Below are 24,105 nucleotides of genomic sequence, written 5' to 3' on the forward strand. Positions count from 1 at the left end.
TTCCCCTCCTGCTATTCATATTTTTTTCCGTAGCCAAAAGCACCTTCCATGCCACAGATGCCTGCTGCAAAAGCTGCTGCCTCTTTAAGACTTTCACAAATCGCGGTTTCCTTATCCATACCAGCTTTAGTTCTTCCAATAAAGCCAGTAAGGAAAGACGCGATCAGGGAATCTCCTGCACCGAGAGTATCCTTCACTTTCTCAAGCGGAGCTGCTTCCTGAGCAAAAAATTTCTCCCCATCATAGAGAATACAGCCTTTCGCACCTCTGGAAGCCATGGCAAGTTCCGGTCCCATGGAGGTGAGCTTTTTCAGATGTTCTTCTGCCTCCTCATCGGTTCCATCAAAAGAGCAAAAAGCATATGTAACATACGGTGCCGTTTTTTCATAATATTCTTCTGTGGAATCATCGGAAAAATCGAAGGAGACCGGGATTCCGGCTTCTTTGATCTTGTGGAGCTCACGCTCTGTAAAAGAATAATTTCCACTGTGTACCACATCGAAGCCTTTCATATATTCCAGATCAAAACGATCAAGGATATACGGTGTTTTTCCACGGATACCACCATCATTAAAATCCAGGAACTCACGGTCTCCGTCTTTTAATGTGATCCTGGAATAACCGTTTTCACCGTGAAGCTGTTTACATTTCACAGTTTCCACGCCGATTCTTTCCAGTGTATCCATGATCAGATCTGCTCTGTCGTCATCTCCGAAATATCCCATATACGCTGTTTTTTCACATCCGGCCATTTTACCGTAGACACTGACATTTACACAGTTTCCGCCTGGATACATGGTTTTTAGGTGATCATAGATATCCACAACATTGTCTCCGAACCCAAGGAGTTTTGTACTGTATCTGCTCATTTTTCCCCTTTCTCTGTGCACAGGCACAGGCAGCGTTTTTAGTATTCCACAACGCCCATATATCTTCTCATATCCAACGGATGACGGCGTTTATCCTGCAGTGCAGTGCGGTAAACAGTTGTCATGGTATAGAAAAGCATTGGTGTAAAATATTCCACGCAGCTGTCGTCAATAGCTGCCATGCCAAGTTTGTCTGCATCGATCACTTCGTATTTTTTTCCGTATTTTTCAAGGAAAGTCAGCACACGCTCATCCATCATACGGTTTCTGCCCCTGCTCATCATAAGAATATAAAGGTGCTCCTCGTCTGTCACCTCAAATGGTCCATGGAAATATTCCGCACTGTTCAGATAACCGCAGTCCATCCACTGCATTTCCTGAAGTGAGCAGATCGCAAAGCCATATGCCTGAGAATAGGAGGCTCCGGATGCCATGATATAAAGGTTCGGTTCCTCTGAATATTTTTCTGCAAAAAGCCATGCCGCATTCTGCTGATCCTTCACTGCTGCTGCAATAATCTCATCGATCTTATCAAATCCTTCTGCGATTTTGTCATAAAGAACATATCCCGGCTCCTGTATTTTCATCAGCTCATTAAGAATACGAAGTACGATTCCCTGCGGCTTCTCTGCCTCTTTCACTCCCGGTGCCCAGTCATATACAATAGATATCCACTCATCTGTATCGCAGGCAGATCCCGGTGCATGTGTCATAGTCACAACTGCTGCACCTGCATTCATTCCCACTTTCGCCGCTTCCAGGCATTCTTTGGTCTTTCCGCTGTGAGAACAGATGATCAAAAGGCTGTCTTTTCCAAGCTTCTTAGGCGGTGTCAGAGCAAACTCTCTTGCAGGGATCCACTGTGCATCCATCACTGCTGACTCCGCACGGACAAAATAATATCCCGGATACAGATCCACAAGAGATCCTCCGCATGCAAGAAAATACACATTTTTGATTGTTCCATGCTCTTTGTTGATCTTATTTACGATTTTTACTGCGTCCATTTTCATCCTCCGGTTTTCGTGGAAATTCGTCTGATAATCCTCTGAATCCATTGAAAATACAGGTTTTTTCAGATTTTCAGATGATTTTCTTTCTCTTAAATTTTTGCATTTTATCTTTTTAAAAAATATAACATATTATAACGTTATAGTAAAGAGTATATTCATGATTTATGATTAATTATTCATCCTATACACATTCCTCCGCACTGCAAAGGTTTGTCTCTTACTGGACAAATATATCCGCACTATAGTAAAATATCGTTTATGAACAATCTCAGAAAGGATATTTTCATGTTAAATAAAAATTCGATCCAGCCGCTTTACAAGCAGCTTATGGATATTATTACCAGCCAGATCAAAAACGGTACCTACAAGCCCGGGGAAAAAATCCCGACAGAGCCGGAGCTTGCCGAGCTTTACCATGTCAGCCGGATCACTGTCCGACGTACAGTGGAGGAGCTTTGTACCCAGGGGTATCTGATCAAGCATCAGGGCAAGGGAACTTTCGTAAAGTCTCCTATGATCTTCCGTAAATTTGAATCCCAAAAAAATATGAGTTTTTCCGAATCCTGCCGCCAGAATGACCGTATTCCGGAATCTCACGTACTGTCCTTCTGCAAAAAAAATGCGAACACCGTAACCTCTGATTTTCTGCAGCTTGCTCCCGATGAAGAAGTTTTTTTCCTGGAACGTCTTCTTCTGGCTGACAGTATTCCGGTTATTGATGTTCACACCTGGCTCCCCACACGGCTTTTCCCGGATTTTGATCCGAACGCTGTAGAAAACGGTTCTTTTTTTGAATATATAAAAAATACCTACTGCTGTACGATCGCAGAGTCCAGCCGCAGCACCATTTCTGTTACTGCAGCCTCTCCGGATATGGCAAAAACTTTGCGTCTGTCTTCCGGTGATCCTGTGCTGATCCTGGATTCCTATATGGAAACTCCTGATGGAAGTCCGCTTTACATCAGCCGTGAATACATTGCAGGTTCCCGCTATACGATTTCATTTTGAAGAATCAAATACAGTTTATTCAGGACTCCGATCCATCACTGCCTGTCATCTGTGCCTCAATAGCCTTTCCAAGGCGGTTATAGATCTTCACCGCATCCTCCACATGGAGCGGGCTTCCGGTATTTCCCGATGCGCCTGCCGTTACCAGTATGTATTCCCTGTCGTAGACCTCTGCAAAGCTTGCAAGACACAGACCCGCCTCGCTGGTATATCCTGTCTTGCCGCCCAGGATCTTGCCGCCGGTAACGGAAGGGTCAGAAAGATTTTTGAACATGGTACTGTAATATGTAATCCCGCTGGGATGGATATTCGTCACTCCTGTGGAATGCCGTGGACTCTCAATGATCTCTCTGAACGTATCGTTCCGAAGCGCATACCTGAGCAGCACCGCAATGTCTCTCACCGTACTGTAATGATCCGGATCATGAAGCCCTGTAGTATCACAGAAATGTGTACCATTCATTCCAATCCTCTGTGCCTTCTTATTCATCAGCTCCACAAATCCATCCCTGGAACCGCCTACAGTATCTGCCAGTGCGATACAGCACTCCGCACCGGATGGCAGCATGGCACCATAAAGAAGATCGATGGCCCGCACGGTCTCACCGGGCTGAAATCCTGCCTGGGTGGCATCCTGCTCATAAAGCCCCTGGAACATTTCCTGGGTCAGTGTGATCTCCTGATCCAGATCATCCAGGTTCTCAATAGCCACGAGCACCGTCATGATCTTCGTCATGGAAGCCGGATAGATCTTCTCATCGCCCTTCATATTTCCGATGATCTTTCCGCCTTTTACCTGCATCAGCACTGCGTAGGGACTGTTGATACCGCTCATCTCAAGCTTACGGACAACCGGTCTCTGCAGAGACTCCATCCAGTCACCTACCCCTTTGTTCCAGCCGATGATCACTACAAGTGTCAGGATCACGATAGCCTCTACCACCAGGCAGAGTATCATTTTTATTTTGTTTACCTGTTTTTTTATTTTCTTCGCTCTACGCTTTTTTGATCTCAATTTATACTCCCTGTTCAGACAAATTCATCTGTAAGAAAAACTTACAGAAACGTTTTCCCCATCTTTTTTATATTAACATGATTATTATTTTTTTCTGTAAAATCTATATGAAAAAGCTCTGATGAGCTTTCAGTCTGTTACAACTCTGTTTGTGCCTTATTGTAGGATTTTTGTCCCCAAAAATCAAGGTGTATAAATGTATAAAAAAACACCCTGTACAAAGTTTTCTCTGTACAGGGTATTTAAAATTTATTACTGAGCTAATTTAATCGGGTTAAGCTTAACACCAGGTCCCATTGTCGGAGCGATTGTAACGCTCTTCAGATACTGACCTTTCAGTGTGCTAGGTCTAGCCTTTGTGATAGCTCCCATAAGCGTCTGGAAGTTGTCGCTTAACTGCTCCTCGGTAAAGGAAGCCTTTCCGATCGGAACATGGATGATGTTGGATTTGTCAAGACGATACTCGATCTTACCTGCTTTAATGTCGTTAACAGCTTTTGTTACGTCCATTGTTACAGTACCAGCTTTCGGGTTTGGCATTAAACCTTTCGGTCCAAGTACACGACCAAGACGACCTACAACGCCCATCATATCCGGTGTTGCAACTACAACGTCAAAGTCAAGCCATCCCTCGTTCTGGATCTTCGGAATGAGGTCCTCAGCTCCTACGAAGTCTGCTCCTGCTGCCTTTGCCTCTTCTGCCTTAGCATCTTTAGCAAATACAAGTACACGAACTTTTTTTCCTGTTCCGTGTGGCAGAACAACTGCTCCACGGATCTGCTGATCTGCGTGACGTCCATCGCAGCCTGTACGGATGTGAACTTCGATGGTCTCGTCGAACTTAGCTACAGCTGCTTTTTTAACAAGGCTGATAGCCTCTGGTGCATCATATAATGTTGCGCGGTCTACTGCTTTCGCAGCTTCCACATATTTCTTTCCTCGTTTCATTTCTATAACCTCCTGTGGTATTTGCGGGGAAAAGCCCTCCCACTTGAAAATTTCACTTTTTCTACGGGAACCCCGAACTTAAGCTTCGGTATTTATTAGTCTACGACTTCGATTCCCATACTTCTTGCTGTACCGGCGATCATGCTCATAGCAGCCTCGATGGATGCTGCATTGAGGTCTTTCATCTTCAGCTCAGCGATCTCCTGAATCTGTGCCTTAGTAACTTTAGCTACTTTGGTCTTGTTCGGTACACCGGAACCAGATTTGATGTTTGCAGCTTTCTTAAGAAGAACTGCTGCCGGCGGAGTCTTGGTTATGAAGCTGAAACTTCTGTCAGCGTAAACAGTGATAACAACCGGGATGATAAGATCTCCCTGATCAGCTGTTCTTGCGTTGAACTCCTTAGTAAACTGTACGATGTTTACACCGTGCTGTCCAAGAGCCGGACCTACAGGTGGTGCTGGAGTTGCTTTACCAGCCGGAATCTGTAATTTGATATATCCTGTTACTTTCTTTGCCATTTTCGGCACCTCCTATGTGGTATTGGCGGGGGTGTGTCCCTCCCACTTGCTGTTACCTTGTTTTTGAATTACTCAGCTTTTTTGATTTCTGTGAAACTTATTTCTACCGGTGTTTCACGACCGAAAAGCTCAACATTGATCGTTACCGTCTGTTTCTGCATGTTGATACCTGTGATCACACCTGCGGTATCTTTCCATGCACCACCGGTAACGACTACCATGTCGCCCTCTGCGAAGTCCACTTCGATATCCGGTTTCTGGATACCAAGCGGCATCATTTCCTCTTCTGTAAGAGGCACAGGCTTTGATCCCGGTCCTACGAATCCTGTAACACCGCGGGTATTACGGACAACATACCAGGTATCGTCATTCATCACCATATTGAGAAGCACATAGCCTGGAAACATCTTTTTCTGAACCTGTCTTGAGGTTCCGTTCTTCATCTCCACTACATCCTGCAGCGGGACACGTACCTCCAGGATCTGGTCTTCCAGGTGTCTGTTCTCGATCGTCTTTTCAATGTTGGCTTTTACCTTGTTCTCATACCCAGAATAGGTATGGACAACGTACCATTTTGCTGCTTCTGACATATAATCACCTTGTCCTTACTTCATTAAGAAATTAATGCATTCCAGAATTCCGGAATCCATTACACTGATAACCACTGCCAGGATGATCGTGATGATCACGACCACAACAGTCTGCTTTGCCAGTGTGGGACGGTCTGTCCAGACAATCTTCTCAAATTCTGACTGAAGTCCCTGAAACCAACTTTTCTTCTGCGGCTTATCCGCAGATTTCTGTTTTTCCATAGCATAACCTCACAAATCTCTGTGATTACTTCGTTTCCTTGTGCAGAGTGTGTGTATGACAGAACTTACAATATTTCTTGGTCTCCATTCTCTCAGGATGGTTCTTTTTCTCCTTCGTCATATTGTAGTTACGCTGCTTGCACTCGGTACATGCTAATGTAATCTTAACGCGCACAACTTCCACCTCCAGTGTTTTCATTTGCATGGTCTTTTGCGCCGCCCGGAACGTATATCCGTCGTCATTTTCGGGCATAAAAAAAAGACCTAACTTCCATGTCGCTCGTCAATTTTATCACAGAGCATGGGTACAAGTCAAGCCTTTTTCGCTTAAATATAAAGAAAGATAAAGAAAGACATGAGAAGCCTCTCAGGCGCAGGCACACCATGTCTTCTTCTGTCTTCCTGCGCACTTTCGACTTCTGTTAAAAGTAGTCATAACCACCGTGGATATCCACTACACTGCCGTTCATATATCCGTTAGACAGCACTGCATAAGCCATATCCGCCACTTCCTCCACAGTTCCAAACCTGTGGAGTGCGATCTTCCGGTTGATACGGTCGTAGCTCTCCTGGGTGCGGGCGCTGTGCCACGGAGTTTCGATGAAGCCAGGTGCAATAGCGTTGACTGTGATGCCCTTTGGCTCAAATTCCTTTACTAGGGATCTGGTCAGGAAATGGATGGCTGCCTTGGTGACTCCATATACAAGGGAGGAAGAATACGCCTGCTGTCCTGCATAGGAACCGGTAAAGAGCACACTGCCACCCTCCACCATCATGGCTCTCAGTTCTTTGACCATAAATACAGGTACGGAAAGATTGGTGTTTACGATCCGTGTCCATTCCTCAAAGCTGTAGTCTTCATATTTTGCGTAGGTGCTGATTCCGGCATTGCTTACAAGCCAGTCAATATGGTCTGTCTGCTTTTTCAGCTCCTCCACAAAAACCATCATCTCTTCATAGGAAGACATATCTGCCTTTATCAAAGTCACCTGAGATCTTTTTTCCTCAGGAAGGCTCTCCTGAAACGACAGTGCCTTCTTCTCATCATGTCCATATGTTACGAAGATCCTGTCAGCTTTTGCTGACTCTGCCAGGATCTTTTCGGCGATCCCTCTTCCGATTCCGGAGGTACCGCCTGTGATCACAGTTATTTTTCCCATTTTACAGCTCCATCAGTTCATCAAATATCGGTTTCGGTATATAAGGCTGCTGATTGTGGATCGGCTCACCCAGACAGGTTTTCGGGTATGCGTAGGTTCCATGCTCCAGCATGATCTCAAGAAGTCCCGGTCCATTCTGCTCCAGGAATCCACCGGCATATTTTTCCACGTCTTCTCCCTGGATGCGCTTTGCAGAAATTCCGTAGGCCTGCGCCACATCTGTAAAATCGCAGGACGAGAATCCGCTGCCATCGGAGGTATCCGCATATACACAGTCAAAATAATCTCTCTGAAGATGACGGATCATTCCCAGCGCCTCATTATTCATTACGATCATCTTCACCGGGATATTCTCGCGCTTCACCCACTGCAGCTCCTGGATATTCATCTGGAAGGCTCCGTCTCCGCAGATACATGCCACCGGCTTACCAGTAGCATAATAAGCTCCGATAGCCGCCGGAAGTGCATATCCCATAGCACCATGTCCGCCGGAAAAAAGTGTCTTCTGACCCTGCTGATTATGGAAGGACTGATAGCTCCAGACCATATGCTGTCCCACATCCACAGCAACAGCTCCGGTATCGGAAAGCTGATCACTCAAGTATGCGATCATGCGGTTCGGATAGCGCTGCGGTGTCTCATCGTCCACTTTCCAGAGTTCCTTACGGATCTTCTGGCAGACAGCAAGCCATTCCTCATAGGAACCGATCTGTGCCTGCTGATCTGTCAGCTTACGCACCACAGTCTCTGCGCTGACGCAAAAGCATTTCTCACCTTTTCTTCCCTCATGGATCTCTCTTTGAAGATTATAAGGATCAATATCCACACGGATGATTTCTGCATTCTTCGCAAACTCATGAACCTTAGTACCAATCTGACGGGTACACAGGGAAATTCCAAAGCAGAGCAGAAGGTCGCTTTTTGCATTGGCGATCATATTTGCATACCGGTGTCCGTAGGCACCGCCGATGCACCCGAAGTTCAGAGGATCATCAAAGCCCAGTACGGACCGGGCAAGTACGCTTGTGATCACCGGAATGTGATGGGCGCGTGCGAGATCTGTGAGCATTTTTTCTGCTTCTCCGGAAGCTCCGTGACCGATCATAAATACCGGCCGTTTTGCAGTCCTGATCTTATTCAGAATATATTCTGCCGCCTCTGCTCCATCAGAAGAATCCGCCTTTGCAACTGCATCCCTGTAAAAGGCTGCCCCGTTTTCCGGATCATTTTTTCCATATACAGCTGTCTCGATCTCTTCCTCAGAAAATTCCATATCATAAACCGGATCTTCCACCTCGCCTCTCTGCACGTTCATGGGAAGGTCGATAAGAACCGGCCCCTTCCGTCCTGTATTGGCGATCTGCCATGCAAGATTCAGTTCACGGACGATATTTTTCGGATCACGGACCTGCACCGCGTACTTGGTTACCGGCTTTGCCATGGAAACCATATCGATCTCCTGAAAGCCCTGCTGACGAAGGCCTGTAATACCGGAATATTCATAGGTATTCAGCTGTCCGGTGATAAAGATCACCGGAAGCGAATCGAAATACGCATCTGCCACACCGGAAAGCAGATTAGCAGCTCCCGGACCGCTGGTGGCATAAGCACAGCCGCAGGCATTCTTTGCCTGAGCATAACCGCAGGCAGCAAAAGCAGCTCCCTGCTCATGATAGCTGGAATGACTTCTTACATGGGGATTCTTCTCAATGGAATCTACCAGATGTGCGATCATGGTTCCCTGATATCCAAAAAAATCATGGATCCCTTTTTTCTGCAAAAACTCCACAACATAATCTGTAAGCTTGACCTTAGACATATTTTTTTACCTTCTCCATATACGAGACCCTTCCTGTTTTTTCCAGATACTTAAGATACAGGTCAAAAACCTCCGGATCTGTTTCAAATGCTTCTTCATATTTCAGACAGCGATCATTCATCCTGGTATATCCTGCAAATGCTTTTTCCAGTTCCACATAATCTTCATTTTTGAAGAGATTCCGGATATAGCTGAGCTTTTTGCGATAAGCCAGTGCACAGGTATATTTTTCCCCGCAGAATTTGGCATAATCCCAGCATTGTGCAAGATATTCCCGGTAATTCATTCCAAACTGCCTGCGCTTTTCCCTTTTCTTCCTGACAGAAGCAAATTTCTTCAGCTCCTTTGACTGCTGCAGAAATTCCTCGCATGGGATCAGTGTGCTGCACACCACCAGCGAGCTGGGAACATAATTTTCCATTGACTTATTTCGATAATTTTTGCCGTAGGCCCGGGTGAGATAGCTGTCCGTATTTCCCGGGACCATAAAGGATTCTCCTCCAAGCATTGCCTCCCCGGGATTTTCAAAAATATGCGCAGGAAAATAAAGATTCTGGTCAAAATATCGGAGTACATAGGTTTTTGCGCCATCCTGCGGCTGCCGGAGCAGATCCCGGAATATGCTCTTTGCCAGCCAGCCTCGTCCGCACAGGGAAAGGACTCGCACCATCCAGATACATCCCAGCTCACGCCGGTTTCGCCACTCGCCTTTTTTTCCGTAGATCCTTTTCCATCCATCTTCGCGCATACGGTTCCAGAGATATTTTCCCTTTGGGCCATATTCACACTGCAGCGGAAGGATATTGATCCCCAGTCCCGGATGTTTGTATTTTCCGTACTCGTCCAGCTTATAAAACAACGTATCTTTATCTGTATAACGCAGAAAAAATCCGGGGAACCGGCTGTTATTCTCCATAGATTCCAGAGCTCTGCGCAGCTCCGGTTCTTCATCAAAGATATTTTTAAATCTGGCCATATCACCGGTCTTCATATAAATATCATTGCTTGCCGGATTCATGGGAAGAGGACGCTCCGTTACCGCACAGAGGGTAAGATACGGAGAAAGATAATATGTGATCTTATTTTTTCTGCATATGGTATCTATTTCTTTTAGAAGTTCCAGTACTTTCTGCTGTTCTCTGTTCAATACACTCTGCCTCGTTTCTGTTGATCTGTCATTACAGGATCCGCTTCAGAAGCTTCTGAAGTTCCTCCTGACTTTTATACTTCTCCAGCCAGCTGTTCAGAAATTCTGTCACGTCAGCTTTCTTTGCGAAAAACCTGGTCCGCCGGCTTCCATCGTAAAGATCCTCCAGGAAGATCCTGGAAAGCTCATTTTTTATATAGGGATGCATCTCATGATCCAGTGCCATGAAATAATTCTCGAAGGCTTCCCGGGTACGCCCCTGTTTCTTCCGGATATCTCCCAGAAGCTTGTATACCTCTCCCTGCCATTCCTTGTGGACCAGAAGGCTGCGGATCTCCTCTGCCAGATATTCCATCTCGCCCTCTTCCTCACTGCACAGGATCCTGGTACGGCCCTCTGCCAGTGCTTTGGGATAGCCAAATCTCTGCCATGCACAGGTAAGTGCCTCTTTGTACACTGGCTCCTCAAGGGTTCCCTCCCTTGGAGAATCACCGGTGATCCCAAGCTCTTTGCAAAGCTCTCTCACCAGCTCTTCCAGTTCCCCTTTTGTACGGACGGAAGATACCTTTGCAAGATAAAAAGCGCCTCTGATCTCCTCGTCCTCCGGCATCAGTCTGCTCCAGAATTCCATCAGAGAGAGCGCTTCTGATCTTCTCTGGCTTCCAAGCAGATCCCGACAGTCCCGGATCGCCTGGGACTTCTGTTTTTTCAGGAATTTATCAAGTTCCAGCTGCACAATGCCGTTATTGGTGCATTCTCTGGCTTTCAGATACTCTGCCATTGCTTCGTTCCGGAGGCCCTTTTTCCAGAGAAGATCGCCCTTATATTTCATAAAATATCCATCCTGGGGAAATGCTCTCAGGCAGTAAGACAGAAATTTCTCCGCTTCCGAAGCATTCTGCGGTCCTTCCAGGCGCTCCATCACAAACCGGCATTTAAATTTCAGAAATCCCGGAACATCCGGATATTTTCTGAGAAGATCATCCACGATCGCCTCTGCTTCCTGCATTTCTTTAAATTCATAGTGGCTGGCTGCTTTTCGGAAACGGCGGATATCCTCCACTGTCTGCTCCATTTCTGGAGTAAGATGATCCATTTTCCTGCGTACCTCGTACATACGGTATGCCTTAGAAACACGCTCCTGATAGATCAGTGTCAGCATAGCCGCCTGAAAAGCCTCATCCTCCAGCGGGATCAGGATCGGATGATAGAACGGACGGATCCCGTTAAAATCCTCACGCCCGATAAACTCCATGCTGAGCTGTACACGGTAATACTCCTCAAAGATCTCACCAAGCACATCATATCTTCTCTCATTCAGCAGGGTCTCCGCTGTTTTTTCGGATCTCATCAGCCGGGCAGACACATCCCGGGCTACAACACCGGCTTTGATCCTTCTTCGTCTGTCATCCTGTTTATGGTCTCCCTTTGCCATTAAAAGGCAGTAGAATTTGCGGAAAAGCATCTGTCTGCGGATACGTTTTTTGTCGATCCTTGGCATATATTCATCTCGCACCTCCTGATAGCCGGTGCCCGGAACATCAACAGACTCATGAGATTCCCTTTCCCCATGAGGCGGTATATAGGACCATTCGTCCCCGTAATGCCAGATCAGATAATCACTGGTCCTGTGAGGGATCATAACCTTTTCGCCCTCGAAGTCCATATATTTTACAGGGAACATCATATCCTTGTCAAAAAGAAACGGGCAGCCTCCCCATCGCATGGCATAGCGGCTGCACTCCTCTTCTTTATAGGAAAACATGATCTTCTCCAATTTCTTTAAGGTTCTGTCCTTTCCGCAGAAGGTATAGCGGAAAAGCCAGTACAGATATCGCCAGGGAGAAATTTCCCATCTGGTTCCCACGACCATGCTGATATTCAGAAGTTCCGTATAGATCATCATATGGTCCCGATATTTCTCATACTCACGGTCATCATCCGGAATGGGATCCAGAGTCAGTACGTCAATGATCTCACCAGCTTTGTCGTCTCCTATGATCTGATGCTTGTGGATCGCACAGGTATCCGTACTTCCGTAGCGCGGAAAACCGTTGGTATAATTACGGTCCACTTCTGCACAATAAATCGCCCGGTTCGGCGGCATCTCGTTCTGACATATTTCTACAAATTTATCCCAGTCACTTTTGGGCATGTAGATATCCACATCATCGTCCCATGGGATAAAGCCTTCATTTCGAAGAACACCGATCAGAGTACCTCCGGCCATTACATATCTAAGATCATGCTTTTTGCAGATCGCATCAACCTCCCGGAAGAGCTGCAAAAGAAGCTTCTGTTTTTCTGTCATCTGTCAACCTCTTTGATTAATTATTTTCAAAAGCTCAGCCAGAGTTTCTGATTCTTCATAAAAAATTCTCGTACATTCTGTCCGTCTGTCACGGATCATGATGACCAGCTCCTGAAGCAGATAACGAAGACCATTTCCCTCAAAATTAAAGCTGTAGCGTTTCAGGAATTCCTGACCTTCTATTTTGGCTTCAAAATATCCGGTATTCCACCAGTCACCGGGTACGGTGATACGGCCCCTGGTCCCGATGATCACAAGCTCGTTTTCCACATCCACCGTTGTTCCGATCTCAATGGTCGCCAGTGCCCGGAGATACTTCATCGTGATCGTATTATAAATAAAGCTGCCGTCACTGCTCTTCACCGCATTGGTCTTCACATCCAGATAATCCTTACCGAGAAGCTTGATACATGCACAAAGCGCCTGGCTGACTGTTTCGCTGAAATTCTTTCCGCCCTCAAAATCATCCTGAGAAATCGCGCATTTTACAGCTACCACATCTCCCACAAGCGCTCCATGTGTCAGCCAGACAAGCTGCGTAAAAGCACGCAGATAGACCATGGTAAGCTTCTCTACCAGAACAACCTGATGTGCCTTTGCCAGTGCAAACAGCTCTCTTATCTCTTCCGGTTCCAGAGCCATAGGCGTGTCACTGATCACATATTTATCACATTCCAGTGCCTTTCGGATATAATCTGCCCTGTTTTTCAGACCGGATCGGATATAAACGATATCCAGTCCTTCCAGAAACTGTCCGTAATCTGTACCATAAGAGTCAAGTTCGTATCTGTCACAGAATTCTCTCGCAACAAAAACGTCCTCGGAATACACACTTTCTACATGCAGTCCGCTGACGTACTTGGACTCCATCACCATTTCGTTGTCCTCTGCATCATCCGTAACAATGCCCATGCTGTAGATCATACCCTCACTTCTGAGCTTGGTACTGGAAATATTTTTGGTACGTTCCAGATAAACGACCTCACAGTAATTCTTCAGATAATCAAATTTGCCACGCCAATCCGAACCGACTACCAGAAGATCGATATTGTATTTTGTAATGTCATTTAGCTTCTGCCCCTGATATTCCTCTACAATGATCTCATCCGCAAAACCCGTCTTGCGGACATTTTCGATACGCTTCAGAAGGCTGTCCTGTACATTCAGCTTGCCACGTTCGATATCATAGCTTTCACTGGTGACACCCACAATAAGGTAATCCCCCAGCTCCCTGGCCCTTTTCAGAATATTGTAATGTCCCTGGTGGAACAGATCAAAGGTACCGTAAGTAATGACTTTTTTCATTATTAATTTAATCCTGCGCTTTCTCTTCTTTATTTTTCAAAAGCACTTCCATTTCCCCCTGCGGTTCTGTAATCTCTAATATATCATCCAGGTCCTGGAGCTGCTCAAATTCCTGTGGAGCTCCGGCATCATCCATGCCGTCCTCCATCTCAAGATTCTCATCTACAAAGAAATCCTCGTCACGGATCTCTTCCTGTTCTTCTGTCTCACGTTCCAGTACAGCCGCCACATCATCCTTTACCTTCCGCGCATCCTCCTCGTCCAGAGTTGCCGCAAGCTCCTCAATGGCTTTCTTTCTTTTCAGTATGATCTCATAACGGTCATCTTCATCATATTCATCCTCAAGTCCTTCATCCTGCACCTGCTTCTCACGTTTGAACAGAATAAATGTAAGCAGGTTCAGTACTCCTCCGTAGAGGAAAGATACCGGCTTGCTTCCAAGGATCAGCACAAGCACCCAGGATACTCCGAAAAGCACCCAGACATTCAGCATCTGCGGGATGCTGAGAAGAAGCAGACCGTTGAGTACGATCATGATCGGATAATGGAAAAAATAGATCCCCATGGTATTTCTTCCGATAAAGGTAACCGGCAGCTTCACATCCGGGATCAGTGCCAGAAACGTCAGAACCAGCACAAAAGATACCAGATACATCAGAAGGCGGATCAGCATTCCCGTGATATCATCCATTCCCGATAACTGATACGTATGATTCCCGCGGAAAATATCTACCGGAATCTCATTGGCGATCATAAAATTCGGAACTGCATACAAAAGCAGGGCTGAAACCAGGATCAGGATCCATTTGCCCTTGAATTTACGGACTACATCTGTGTAATCACTCTTCCACAAATAGCCTGCCACAAAAAGCGGAAAAAATACAACGATCCTGGAGCTTGAAAGATAGGTCGTAAATTCCGGTCTTGTTCCTGCCCACAATGCAAAAATAATGCTCAGAGGCACGATAAAACGTATCTTGCCAAGTGCTTCGATAGTCAGCCTGTAGATAAACAGTGCCAGCACATACCACATAACTGTTCCGGACGGACGGAGCAGTTCATAATCCATGCTTCTGCCGGTCCAGATATACGCATACCAGGTCAGACTGTATCCAAGAATATAAGGGATCAGCAGATTCTTCACATTCTTCAGTACATCCTGTGGCTTCTTGGAAAGATATCCGGATATAAAAATAAAAGCAGGCATGTGAAAAATGGTGATCCCATACCATACATAACGCACCACCATGTCCACCTTGACCAGCTGAAATGCGATCAGATGATTAAATACGACAAGAAAGATCAGTACTACTTTAATATTATCGACCAGGTAAGAATACGGGACTCCCTGGCTATCCGTTCTCTGTTTCATTTGTTTCCACCTTGTAATATTTGATAAAAGTATGAATAAATAATAACATATATTTATGAATTTGGAAATAAAAAATTAATATATGTCAGAATTATTCACCTCTTCCAGAATTTTTCAACGGTATTTCCATATCCCGTGGAACGCATAGGAAACAAAGAAAAACAGACTCTTCAGCGGACCATATCCCACGTACCGATACACCTGATAAGTCATTGCCGCAGACTTCAGCTTGTTTCTGGATTTTCCCTCTTCACTGAGCCGGTATTTCAGGTAAGGTCTGTTGATCCCTGCTGCAAATCCTCCCTTTCCCAATATCCGGAGCCAGGTAATGTAATCTTCATGGCTGTCATCATGCTCCATTGGAAACGCAAGTGCATCTTCTCTGCGCAGCAATACGGAAGAACAGTTGATGCTGTTATGCTTCAGAAGCTCCCTGTATGTGATCCGTTCCTTTACTGGAATATATTTGCCGGTAGTGCGGCCATCCGGCGTCATCAATTCTCTTCCGGTGGAGCAGATTGCACAGCCGGTCTGTTCCATAACCTCAGTCTGGGCTTTCAGCTTGCCCTTTTCCCACCAGTCATCCGCATCCAGAAATGCGATATATTTTCCCCGGGCTTCCTTCACGCCCCGGTTTCTGGAACGGGCAGCACCCATATTCTGTTCATTTCGGATATAACGGATCTTTCCGCTGTCCATATATTTCATCACAGCAAGCTCCGTGCCGTCTGCAGAACAATCATCAATGACCAGCACTTCTACCGGAACCTCCTGTCCCAGTGCTGATTCGATCGCTTTTCCAATATATCTTTCCCCGTTATATACGGGCATCACTACGGAAACCAACGGTTTTTCCATAAAAACAACCTCCGTCCTCTCTATCCACAAAATGCGCGTCAGGATGATCTGCCGCAGCCTGACACGCATTTCGTTTCGTTGCTTATTTTTTGTCTTCGGAATCCTTAAGAGCGTTCTTCTGATTATCATCCACGCCCTCGGAAACTTCTTTCTGGAAAAAGATCTTTACAGTCATAAACAGAAGCTTGATATCCAGAAGGAATGAATAATTTTCAATATAAAACAGATCCAGCTTCAGCTTATCATACGGTGTGGTGTTATATTTGCCATATACCTGAGCATAACCGGTCAGTCCCGCTTTTACCTTAAGACGATAGTGGAATTCCGGGATTTCCTGCTCATATTCCTGCATGATCACATCTCGTTCCGGACGTGGACCTACCAGAGACATATCACCCATAAAAACGTTAAACAGCTGGGGAAGCTCATCCAAATGCAAGTTACGCAGAACATGTCCTACCGGTGTGATACGGGAATCATGCTTGGACGCAAGACGTGCCCCGTTCTTCTCGGAATCCACACACATGCTTCGGAATTTCCGGATGCGGAACTCCTTTCCCTGATAGGTAAGACGATCCTGGAGATAAAATACCGGACCGCCGTCATAAACCTTCACCGCAATGGCAATGATCAGCATGATGGGTGAGGATACGATGATTCCAAGTCCGGAAACAATGATATCCAGAACTCTCTTGGCTGCACGCTGCTCCATGGAAAGTCCCTGATTCCTGCACATCAGAAGCGGCGTATCAAACAGATGGATCCTGTCTGTTCCAAGCAGGATGATATCGGAAATCTTCGGACTCATATAGCAGCGGATGGAATGAGAAAAACAGTATTTCAGATACCTGTTTCGGATCTGGGATGGAAGATCCCAGATGATCACGCCTTCATAATCTTCCATCATGGCATGGATTTTCTCTTCGCCCTCACGGATATGAACCTTACCGCTGATATCGTATTTATCCTTTCGGGTGTTCATCTTGTGGATCACATCACCGGGATCACGGTCTCCGTAAATCACCAGCAGCCTTCTGGCTCCGTACAGTCTGGAGTAAATATACCTGGAACCCCAGATCCACAGTACCGTCACAATAAGCTGGACTCCGGTCATTTCGATCACCGGTCTGACCGACATAAACCATCTGTTGATCAGTGTGATCTGAAAATACGTCACAACATTGGTACAGATCGTTGCCAGCGTCAGTGAATAAAATACATCGATCCTCTTCAGATATCCTACCTTCAGACCTCCGTAAAGCTTGGCAAACATCAGATAGATCAGCGCATAGATCAGGATCATTACCCAGTTACCTTTTCTCCAGAATGGCTTCAGGATCAGGTCACTGTAAAAATCATACCATACATAAGCAAAGATCGCTGCCTGTGCGATCACGATCAGACTTGCCAGGCAAAATACCACAAATCTCTTATAATCTTCTCTTTTACTTCTATTCACAGATTTTTCTTCCTTCCTGAGGAGTAGATATTAACTTCATTATTATAGCCAATATATACTCTTACGTCCAGAGATTCCTCTGATTTTTCTCCTGATATTTTCCCGTCAGGATGTTTTTTTCCGTGACCGTAGCAAAAATCCCCAGGAGTTTACCCAGGGATTTTTGGCTGTATATATTTATTTTTCTTTTTCAGTTTCCACGCCTTTTCGAATTATTCATTCACCAGATTATACTCTTCGATGGATTTGTTGATGGAATCTGCCATGTTTTTCACAGCTGTATCCACATCCTCTTTTCCGTTGAGCATGCTCTCGATCTCAGACTCTACTGTAGCTCTTGCCTCAGGGAATACACTTAACAGAGCACCTGCATAGTCTGCGGAAGAATCATGAAGCTGGTCGATCGCTGTCTGGAACTGCGGATATTTTGCAACATTATCCTTGAATACCTGCTCGTCCTGAGCCTTTACGGTTACAGGGAAATATCCGGTCTGTGCGTTCCAGTAAGCCTGAGACTCCGGAGAGATCAGGAATTTTACGAATTCCCATGTTGCACGAAGCTTTTTTGGATCGTTGTTGTTCAGTGCCCAGAGAGATGCACCTCCGATGGAAACACCACCCTCATCGCTGGATTTGATCTTCGGGAAGTATGCAGTACCAACCTCAAATTTTCCGTTTACATCCTGAAGAATCTGTTTCAGGGAAGCTGTGGAGCCAAGTGTGATCGCAGATTTTCCTGCGGAGAAATCTGCCAGACCTGCATCGCCGCCCTTTCCTACGACAGGTGCGAAGCCCTTGTCGTTAAGATCCTTCCATGCTGTAAGGATATTTTTTGCAGCACTGTTCTCATCAAAAGCAACAGTTGTAGCAGCCTCTTTACGTCCGTTTCCGTTGTTTGCATACTCAAGGCCCTGCTTTCCGATAAACTGCTCGAAGAACCAGCCGTAGATTCCAAGAGACATGACCTCGCCTGCGCCGCCTTTATCCAGAAGCTCCTGTCCGATCTCACCGATGCCCTCCAGGCTGTCCGGAATTTCTGTGATGCCTGCTTTTTCAAACATGTCCTTGTTGTAATACATGATCGGTGTAGAAGAGTTGAACGGCATGGAGTACAGCTCGTTGTCGATGGTGTAGTATGCAGCCAGGTTCGGCTCGATCTCAGATACATCGTAGCTGTCCGAATCGATCATCTGCTGCATAGGCACGATCCATCCGGAATCGATCATGAATCTTGTTCCAATCTCATATACCTGTACAAGATCCGCACCCATGTTTCCGATCTGTGCACTTTTCAGCTTGTTCAGGGAGTCATCATATTCACCCTGATACTGAGCATCTACAGTAATTCCGTATTTATTCTCATCATTGAATTTTTTTACCAGTGTATCGATTGCCTCACCATTGACACCACCCATGGAATGCCAGAAGGTAATGGTAGTTCCGTCTACATCGGAAGCATCTGCCATTTCCACTTTTTCATCTGTGCCGGCCTCTGCGGCGAATACAGTTACTCCGGAAAGAGAACCGATGGTCATTGCTGTGGTAAGGAAAGCTGCGATGATTTTTTTCTTCATAACTTTTTTCTCCTCTTGAAAATTTTCTCTTTTTTCATTTTTTTATATAAGATGAACTGCTTGTCTTACGACTTTGCAGTATCTTTTTGCAATATTTTTTCCCTTACAGCAGGATGCTGCAGGGTTGCTGCCTGCTCCGATATCAGCCCTTGACTGCACCCGAAAACATTCCTCTGATCAGCTGTTTCTGTCCAACGATAAAGATGGAAATAGACGGAATGATGATCATAACAACACCTGCGATCATCAGGGTGATGGACTGTGAATCCACACTGTCCAGCATACTGATACCGATCTGGACGGTTCTCATATTGTTGGAGCCTGTTACAAGCAACGGCCACATGTACATATTCCATGCATTGATGAAGGTATACACTGCCATAGCTCCGATAGCGGATTTTGTCAGCGGAATCAGGATCCTTACGATAAATTTCAGATTGCTGCAGCCGTCAAGCTTCGCCGATTCATACAGTGAGATCGGGAAAGTCATGTAAAACTGACGGAACAGGAAAATTCCCATTGCGGATGTAAGGTAAGGCACGATCAGTACCTGATAGGTATCCAGCATTCCCCAGCCTGATACAGTCAGGTAGTTGGAAATGATCGTTGCCTCTCCCGGAACCATCATGGTTGCCATCACAACCATGAAGAGAATACCTTTTCCTTTGAATTCCAGGAAAGAAAACGCAAAAGCAGCAAGAGAACAGGTAATGATCTGTCCGATGGTAATGCATCCCGCCATGATAAAGGAATTCAATATGAATCGGAGAAGCGGAACGGTGCGGAATGCATTGATAAAATTGGAAAAGGTCGGATTCTTAGGAAAGAGATTCAACTCTGTTGTAAACAATTCACCGGAAGGCATCAGTGCAATACTGATGGCATAAAGCAATGGAAGCAGGATCAGAACTGCAAACACAACATTTGCCGTAACACGGAGTACCGTTCTTGTCCTTCTCTTTGCAAGAGCTTTTGCATTCATGGCTTTTTTCAGCTCCAGAAGCTCCTCTTTTGACATGTTTCCCACTGCCGGGACTGCCATATTTTCTATCTGGCTCATCAGTAGTTCACTCCCTTCTTCTCAATACGGAACATGATCAGTGTGATGATCATGATGATCACAAACAGGATAACAGACTGGGCTGCCGCACTTCCGAAGCGATAGTTAAAAAACGCATCCCTGTAAATGGAATAAACAATAACATTGGTAGACTCATTAGGACCACCCTCCGTCAGGATCTTGATCTGTCCAAAGGACTGAAATGCCTGTATGATATTTACCACCAGTGTGTAAAACATGATCGGGGAAAGTCCCGGAAGTGTCAGGCTGAAAAACTGCTGCACGCTGCTGGCTCCATCCACAGAAGCTCTCTCATAAATGGTCTCATCAATATTTCCGAGTCCTGCGGAAAAATACAAAAAATTGATCCCGCTGTTAAGCCACGCAGTAAGAATGGCTACGCAGATCAGAGCAGTATTCGGATCGTTCAGCCAGTTGATATCCAGGCCGGTAAGCTTGTTCACAATACCTACTGCCGGGTGGAGCATGATCTGGAAGATCATTGCCGCAGAACTGGATGCAATAGCCATTGGCAGAGCATAAGATGTACTGAACACCCGGATTCCCGGAAACGCCTTGTTGCAAAGCACTGCTGCGATCAGACCAAGAAGCATGCCGCCGACCACAACGATCAGCACAAAGATCAACGTCATCTTCAGACTGTTGATAAAGGATGCTGACTGAAGCAACTCTTTATAGTTTCCCAGACCAACGTACAGCTTTGCCTGTCCCATCTTGTTGGTCTTGTAAAGACTTAAATAAATTGTTTTCACAAACGGATAAAACAGAAAAATTCCAAAAATAAGCATACAAGGCACCAGATATAAGTACGGTGTGATCTTGCTTTTGCTGTTATTTCCCATAACTATTTCTCCTCCTTGCATAATCAGATTCTATCTACAGGCTGATCTGCCTGCACTCAAGCTCTTCCGTGATATAAATTCATGACACAAAAATATTTTCTTCTGTCTCCGGATCAAACACATGGGCCTTCTCCATATCAAAATACAGAGAAACCTTCTCCCCTACCTGTGTCTGATTTTCCGGACTTAAGCGGACTGCCAGAGTTTTGCCCTGCTCATCAAAATAGAGGATCACTTCCGCTCCCAGCATCTCCCGGTTTACTACAGGCTCATCTACATCTACGCTTTCATTTTCAATACCAAGCTTTTTCGCCTCAGCAAGCTCGTAGATATCCTCCGGACGGATTCCAAGGATCACGTGTCTGCCATTATATCTGTCTGCGATCTGTTTTCCTCTGGTTCCGTCCAGATAAACCTTTTTCACAGTTTTGGCATCATCCAGAAGAAGAGCCGTGCGATTATTTTCTTCTGCTTTTACCGTACACCGGAAAAAGTTCATGGACGGAGAACCAAGGAAGCCTGCCACGAAAAGATTTACCGGATTGTCATAAATACTCTGAGGTGCTCCCACCTGCTGGATCAGACCATCCTTCATGACCACGATCTTAGTCCCAAGAGTCATGGCCTCTGTCTGGTCATGTGTTACATAAATAATAGTGGTATCCAGCTGTTTATGTAATTTTACAAGCTCCACACGCATCTGGGCACGAAGCTTTGCATCCAGGTTGGAAAGGGGCTCATCCATGAGAAAGGCTTTCGGCTTCCGGATAATTGCACTTCCGATGGCAACTCGCTGTTTCTGACCGCCGGAAAGAGCTGCCGGCTTCCGGTCAAGAAGCTGCTCGATCTCCAGGATCTTTGCCACCTCGTGGACCTTTCTGTCGATCTCATCCTTCGGAAACTTACGGATCTTCAGGGCATATGCCATATTTCCGTAAACTGTCATATTGGGATATAAAGCATAGTTCTGGAAAACCATGGACATTCCACGCTCCTTTGGTTCCAGATAATTGGAAAACTCACCGTCGATCCACAGCTCACCGTCTGTAATCTCCTCCAGACCTGCGATGATACGCAAAGTAGTAGATTTTCCACATCCGGACGGACCTACAAAGATCACAAACTCTTTGTCATGTATATCAAGATTAAAATCCTTCACACCGTAATGCTCTGAATCAAATTGCTTACATACATTTCTGAGTGCAATTTCTGACATTACTTATCTCCTTTCTCTTCTCTCGCTCGCATGGTTTGTAGTATAGAACTTTTCCGGCTGTTCAGATATCGTGGTTGAGATAAAGCTTTGTGAATTGTATGTAAAATTGTTTCAGAAATTATATGCAATTCCGTTAAATTCTTTCTCCAGAGTAAAATACCCATCGCGTTATGTTGCCACCTTCTTTCGCCGTCATCTCTGTCATGCATCATATCTTCCAATTTTTATTACATTGATCACAACAGCTCTCTCCAATATGTCAGCAATATGGATATTTCCCGTCTCCTCGCATATCTGAATCAAATAAAAATAGAATATTCATATTTAATACTTGCCTCTCTTCCAGATAAATGCCAACTTTCAGGCTTTTATGATCACTTGATTTGTGCAATTTTTTATGTTGTTTTAATTTTTTCTGTAAAATCTCAAATATATGCTTTGTTTTTGTCTAATTTTACCCTTGAAGTTTTGTACATAAGTTAAACAATACAAAATATTGTTCTTAAATTTTCTAACTTTTTGTTAGCCACCTCGTCCGAGAAGTGCTATAATAATCCCAGTCAGAAAAGAAATGCAGAATTCGTGTTACTGCGAACAGCGCGAACAGCAACATTACCGGAATCCATGCATCAGGAGGAGGAATTTGACATGATCACATTGAAAGCAGAGAAAAGAAACCCGAATGTAAAAGCTAAAAAATTAAGACGTGAGGGTTACGTCACAGGAATTCTTAGTGGAAAAGAAATGAAGGAGCCTGTAGCACTTCAGTTTGAGGGTGCCGAGGCAGCCAAATTCATTAAAGCAAATAAAGAAGGTACACAGGTTTACCTGGACATCGAAGGCGAAAAAGTTGATGCCCTGGTAAAAAATATTGACTATAATCCAATTGAAAAACAGCTGATGGCTCTGGATTTCCAGGCACTGGTAGCCGGTGAGAAGGTTTCCACAACAGTCGCTGTCAAACTGGAGCACACCGACATGGTTCAGGGTATCGTTGAGCAGGAGATGGAAGAGATCCACTACAAAGCAGATCCGGCCAACCTTCTTGACACCATCGTCATCGACTTCAACGGCTATCCTGCAGACGTCCGTGATATCCATGTAAAAGACCTCCCGATCCCGGAAGGCAAACAGGTTCACTTCGTTACACCTGAGGATGCAGTTGTTGTTCATATCGGTGAGTATGAGGCAGCTCCGGAAGAGGATGAGGATGCTGAAGGCGCTGAAGCTGAAGCGAAGTAATTTTATAATTTTTCTTATGAAATATTTCAGGGGATTGCCACCAGGCAATCCCCTGTCTTTTTGTTATTTACAACAAAAAAACGCTGAAAATCTTAATTTATAAGATCTTTCAACGTTTCTTAAAACAGGGGATGAGAGAATCGAACTCCCACCAAAGGTTTTGGAGACCCCTATCATACCATTTGACCAATCCCCTATATACAAGAAAAAGTGGCTGTTGGCCACAAATTCTTTTACATTGTACTCTCAAAACTACATACATGCTTGTTGATCGTCAATCAAACTCTTGAATCAATTCTTAACCTGCGTTTCTTGGTCAAGCCCTCACCCGATTAGTAACAGTCAGCTCCATGTGTTACCACACTTCCACCTCTGCCCTATCTACCTCGTCGTCTTCAAGGGGGTTTACTTCACTAAGAATGGGATATCTCATCTTGAGGGGGGCTTCACGCTTAGATGCCTTCAGCGTTTATCCCTTCCGGACTTGGCTACCCGGCCATGGCTTTGGCAAGCCAACCGGTCCACCAGCGGTC

The 24,105-nt window shown here is 45.3% G+C and carries 22 protein-coding genes, 1 tRNA gene and 1 rRNA gene; 2 read left to right on the plus strand and 22 right to left on the minus strand.

The annotated features are described in order from the left end of the window. Positions 1 to 11 precede the first annotated feature (11 nt). Complete coding sequence (locus MUB50_RS09310) at positions 12 to 869, minus strand: PfkB family carbohydrate kinase (protein WP_173754442.1); 858 nt, start codon at positions 867 to 869, stop codon at positions 12 to 14. Between the two features lie 38 nt (positions 870 to 907). Continuing rightward, a complete protein-coding gene (locus MUB50_RS09315; RefSeq protein ID WP_118515831.1) occupies positions 908 to 1,876 on the minus strand; it encodes an SIS domain-containing protein in 969 nt (322 codons plus the stop codon). Between the two features lie 291 nt (positions 1,877 to 2,167). On the opposite strand from MUB50_RS09315, the gene MUB50_RS09320 reads away from it, so the two are divergent. Beyond that, positions 2,168 to 2,890 carry a GntR family transcriptional regulator gene (locus MUB50_RS09320; RefSeq protein WP_173754443.1) on the plus strand — a complete coding sequence of 241 codons (723 nt, stop codon included), beginning with the start codon at positions 2,168 to 2,170 and terminating at the stop codon, positions 2,888 to 2,890. A gap of 19 nt (positions 2,891 to 2,909) precedes the next feature. Here the strand turns inward: MUB50_RS09320 and MUB50_RS09325 are convergent, their stop codons facing one another. From MUB50_RS09325 to MUB50_RS09410, 18 genes are all read right to left on the minus strand, one after another. Continuing rightward, entirely contained in the window at positions 2,910 to 3,905 is a 996-nt protein-coding gene (locus tag MUB50_RS09325) for a D-alanyl-D-alanine carboxypeptidase family protein (protein ID WP_330575558.1), read from the minus strand. A gap of 252 nt (positions 3,906 to 4,157) precedes the next feature. Continuing rightward, complete coding sequence (gene rplA / locus MUB50_RS09330) at positions 4,158 to 4,853, minus strand: 50S ribosomal protein L1 (RefSeq protein WP_015525334.1); 696 nt, start codon at positions 4,851 to 4,853, stop codon at positions 4,158 to 4,160. Positions 4,854 to 4,948: 95 nt separating this feature from the next. Then, complete coding sequence (rplK, locus tag MUB50_RS09335; protein WP_118515829.1) at positions 4,949 to 5,374, minus strand: 50S ribosomal protein L11; 426 nt, start codon at positions 5,372 to 5,374, stop codon at positions 4,949 to 4,951. Positions 5,375 to 5,442: 68 nt separating this feature from the next. Further along, the gene (gene nusG / locus MUB50_RS09340; protein ID WP_015525332.1) at positions 5,443 to 5,964 is read right to left on the minus strand and encodes a transcription termination/antitermination protein NusG; all 522 of its coding nucleotides are present in this window, start codon (positions 5,962 to 5,964) and stop codon (positions 5,443 to 5,445) included. 15 nt (positions 5,965 to 5,979) lie between these two features. Beyond that, positions 5,980 to 6,186, minus strand: a complete 207-nt coding sequence (gene secE / locus MUB50_RS09345) for a preprotein translocase subunit SecE (protein ID WP_118515828.1) — start codon at positions 6,184 to 6,186, stop codon at positions 5,980 to 5,982. A 25-nt stretch (positions 6,187 to 6,211) separates the two neighbouring features. Further along, a complete protein-coding gene (gene rpmG, locus MUB50_RS09350; protein WP_044961412.1) occupies positions 6,212 to 6,361 on the minus strand; it encodes a 50S ribosomal protein L33 in 150 nt (49 codons plus the stop codon). 247 nt (positions 6,362 to 6,608) lie between these two features. Beyond that, a complete protein-coding gene (locus MUB50_RS09355; protein WP_244791084.1) occupies positions 6,609 to 7,346 on the minus strand; it encodes an SDR family NAD(P)-dependent oxidoreductase in 738 nt (245 codons plus the stop codon). Position 7,347: 1 nt separating this feature from the next. Continuing rightward, positions 7,348 to 9,165, minus strand: a complete 1,818-nt coding sequence (locus tag MUB50_RS09360) for a thiamine pyrophosphate-binding protein (RefSeq protein WP_244791086.1) — start codon at positions 9,163 to 9,165, stop codon at positions 7,348 to 7,350. Beyond that, positions 9,158 to 10,312, minus strand: a complete 1,155-nt coding sequence (locus MUB50_RS09365; protein ID WP_244791087.1) for a LicD family protein — start codon at positions 10,310 to 10,312, stop codon at positions 9,158 to 9,160. Before MUB50_RS09365 ends, MUB50_RS09360 begins: the two co-directional genes overlap by 8 nt. Before the next feature lie 31 nt (positions 10,313 to 10,343). Next, entirely contained in the window at positions 10,344 to 12,623 is a 2,280-nt protein-coding gene (locus tag MUB50_RS09370; protein ID WP_244791089.1) for a LicD family protein, read from the minus strand. A 3-nt stretch (positions 12,624 to 12,626) separates the two neighbouring features. Continuing rightward, positions 12,627 to 13,928 (minus strand): adenylyltransferase/cytidyltransferase family protein, encoded by a 1,302-nt coding sequence (locus MUB50_RS09375; RefSeq protein ID WP_118515823.1) that lies wholly within the window; start codon positions 13,926 to 13,928, stop codon positions 12,627 to 12,629. Between the two features lie 7 nt (positions 13,929 to 13,935). Next, positions 13,936 to 15,300, minus strand: coding sequence for an acyltransferase family protein (locus MUB50_RS09380; protein ID WP_138276741.1), 1,365 nt, complete (start codon positions 15,298 to 15,300; stop codon positions 13,936 to 13,938). A 114-nt stretch (positions 15,301 to 15,414) separates the two neighbouring features. Next, positions 15,415 to 16,158, minus strand: coding sequence for a glycosyltransferase family 2 protein (locus MUB50_RS09385; RefSeq protein WP_138276742.1), 744 nt, complete (start codon positions 16,156 to 16,158; stop codon positions 15,415 to 15,417). An 82-nt stretch (positions 16,159 to 16,240) separates the two neighbouring features. Then, positions 16,241 to 17,617: a sugar transferase gene (locus MUB50_RS09390; protein WP_138276743.1), complete on the minus strand. Its 1,377-nt coding sequence runs from the start codon at positions 17,615 to 17,617 to the stop codon at positions 16,241 to 16,243. Between the two features lie 212 nt (positions 17,618 to 17,829). After that, positions 17,830 to 19,152, minus strand: coding sequence for an ABC transporter substrate-binding protein (locus MUB50_RS09395; protein WP_442863187.1), 1,323 nt, complete (start codon positions 19,150 to 19,152; stop codon positions 17,830 to 17,832). 181 nt (positions 19,153 to 19,333) lie between these two features. After that, on the minus strand, positions 19,334 to 20,251 hold the full coding sequence (locus MUB50_RS09400) for a carbohydrate ABC transporter permease (RefSeq protein WP_244791093.1): 918 nt from the start codon (positions 20,249 to 20,251) through the stop codon (positions 19,334 to 19,336). Next, complete coding sequence (locus MUB50_RS09405; protein WP_244791095.1) at positions 20,251 to 21,114, minus strand: carbohydrate ABC transporter permease; 864 nt, start codon at positions 21,112 to 21,114, stop codon at positions 20,251 to 20,253. The genes MUB50_RS09400 and MUB50_RS09405 overlap by 1 nt, the downstream gene beginning before the upstream one ends. Positions 21,115 to 21,193: 79 nt before the next feature. Beyond that, positions 21,194 to 22,330, minus strand: a complete 1,137-nt coding sequence (locus MUB50_RS09410; protein ID WP_244791097.1) for an ABC transporter ATP-binding protein — start codon at positions 22,328 to 22,330, stop codon at positions 21,194 to 21,196. 648 nt (positions 22,331 to 22,978) lie between these two features. Here MUB50_RS09410 and MUB50_RS09415 point away from each other — a divergent pair. Continuing rightward, the gene (locus MUB50_RS09415) at positions 22,979 to 23,572 is read left to right on the plus strand and encodes a 50S ribosomal protein L25 (RefSeq protein WP_244791099.1); all 594 of its coding nucleotides are present in this window, start codon (positions 22,979 to 22,981) and stop codon (positions 23,570 to 23,572) included. A 125-nt stretch (positions 23,573 to 23,697) separates the two neighbouring features. Here MUB50_RS09415 and MUB50_RS09420 read toward each other — a convergent pair. Next, a tRNA-Trp gene (locus MUB50_RS09420) sits at positions 23,698 to 23,768 on the minus strand. Between the two features lie 116 nt (positions 23,769 to 23,884). Then, positions 23,885 to 24,105: ribosomal RNA gene (locus MUB50_RS09425) — 23S ribosomal RNA — on the minus strand; the annotation flags it as partial.

The organism is Blautia sp. NSJ-140 (assembly GCF_022868965.1).
Lineage (GTDB): Bacteria > Bacillota > Clostridia > Lachnospirales > Lachnospiraceae > Blautia_A.

Bases quoted from the DNA above. Each gene is read 5' to 3' on its own strand.
- rplA (WP_015525334.1), bottom strand. From the start codon at position 4,853: ATGAAACGAGGAAAGAAATATGTGGAAGCTGCGAAAGCAGTAGACCGC.
- MUB50_RS09370 (WP_244791089.1), bottom strand. From the start codon at position 12,623: ATGACAGAAAAACAGAAGCTTCTTTTGCAGCTCTTCCGGGAGGTTGAT.
- MUB50_RS09415 (WP_244791099.1), top strand. From the start codon at position 22,979: ATGATCACATTGAAAGCAGAGAAAAGAAACCCGAATGTAAAAGCTAAA.
- nusG (WP_015525332.1), bottom strand. From the start codon at position 5,964: ATGTCAGAAGCAGCAAAATGGTACGTTGTCCATACCTATTCTGGGTAT.
- rplK (WP_118515829.1), bottom strand. From the start codon at position 5,374: ATGGCAAAGAAAGTAACAGGATATATCAAATTACAGATTCCGGCTGGT.
- MUB50_RS09380 (WP_138276741.1), bottom strand. From the start codon at position 15,300: ATGAAACAGAGAACGGATAGCCAGGGAGTCCCGTATTCTTACCTGGTC.
- MUB50_RS09375 (WP_118515823.1), bottom strand. From the start codon at position 13,928: ATGAAAAAAGTCATTACTTACGGTACCTTTGATCTGTTCCACCAGGGA.
- MUB50_RS09355 (WP_244791084.1), bottom strand. From the start codon at position 7,346: ATGGGAAAAATAACTGTGATCACAGGCGGTACCTCCGGAATCGGAAGA.
- MUB50_RS09315 (WP_118515831.1), bottom strand. From the start codon at position 1,876: ATGGACGCAGTAAAAATCGTAAATAAGATCAACAAAGAGCATGGAACA.
- MUB50_RS09310 (WP_173754442.1), bottom strand. From the start codon at position 869: ATGAGCAGATACAGTACAAAACTCCTTGGGTTCGGAGACAATGTTGTG.
- MUB50_RS09360 (WP_244791086.1), bottom strand. From the start codon at position 9,165: ATGTCTAAGGTCAAGCTTACAGATTATGTTGTGGAGTTTTTGCAGAAA.
- MUB50_RS09405 (WP_244791095.1), bottom strand. From the start codon at position 21,114: ATGGGAAATAACAGCAAAAGCAAGATCACACCGTACTTATATCTGGTG.
- MUB50_RS09400 (WP_244791093.1), bottom strand. From the start codon at position 20,251: ATGAGCCAGATAGAAAATATGGCAGTCCCGGCAGTGGGAAACATGTCA.
- MUB50_RS09410 (WP_244791097.1), bottom strand. From the start codon at position 22,330: ATGTCAGAAATTGCACTCAGAAATGTATGTAAGCAATTTGATTCAGAG.
- secE (WP_118515828.1), bottom strand. From the start codon at position 6,186: ATGGAAAAACAGAAATCTGCGGATAAGCCGCAGAAGAAAAGTTGGTTT.
- MUB50_RS09395 (WP_442863187.1), bottom strand. From the start codon at position 19,152: ATGACCATCGGTTCTCTTTCCGGAGTAACTGTATTCGCCGCAGAGGCC.
- MUB50_RS09385 (WP_138276742.1), bottom strand. From the start codon at position 16,158: ATGGAAAAACCGTTGGTTTCCGTAGTGATGCCCGTATATAACGGGGAA.
- MUB50_RS09320 (WP_173754443.1), top strand. From the start codon at position 2,168: ATGTTAAATAAAAATTCGATCCAGCCGCTTTACAAGCAGCTTATGGAT.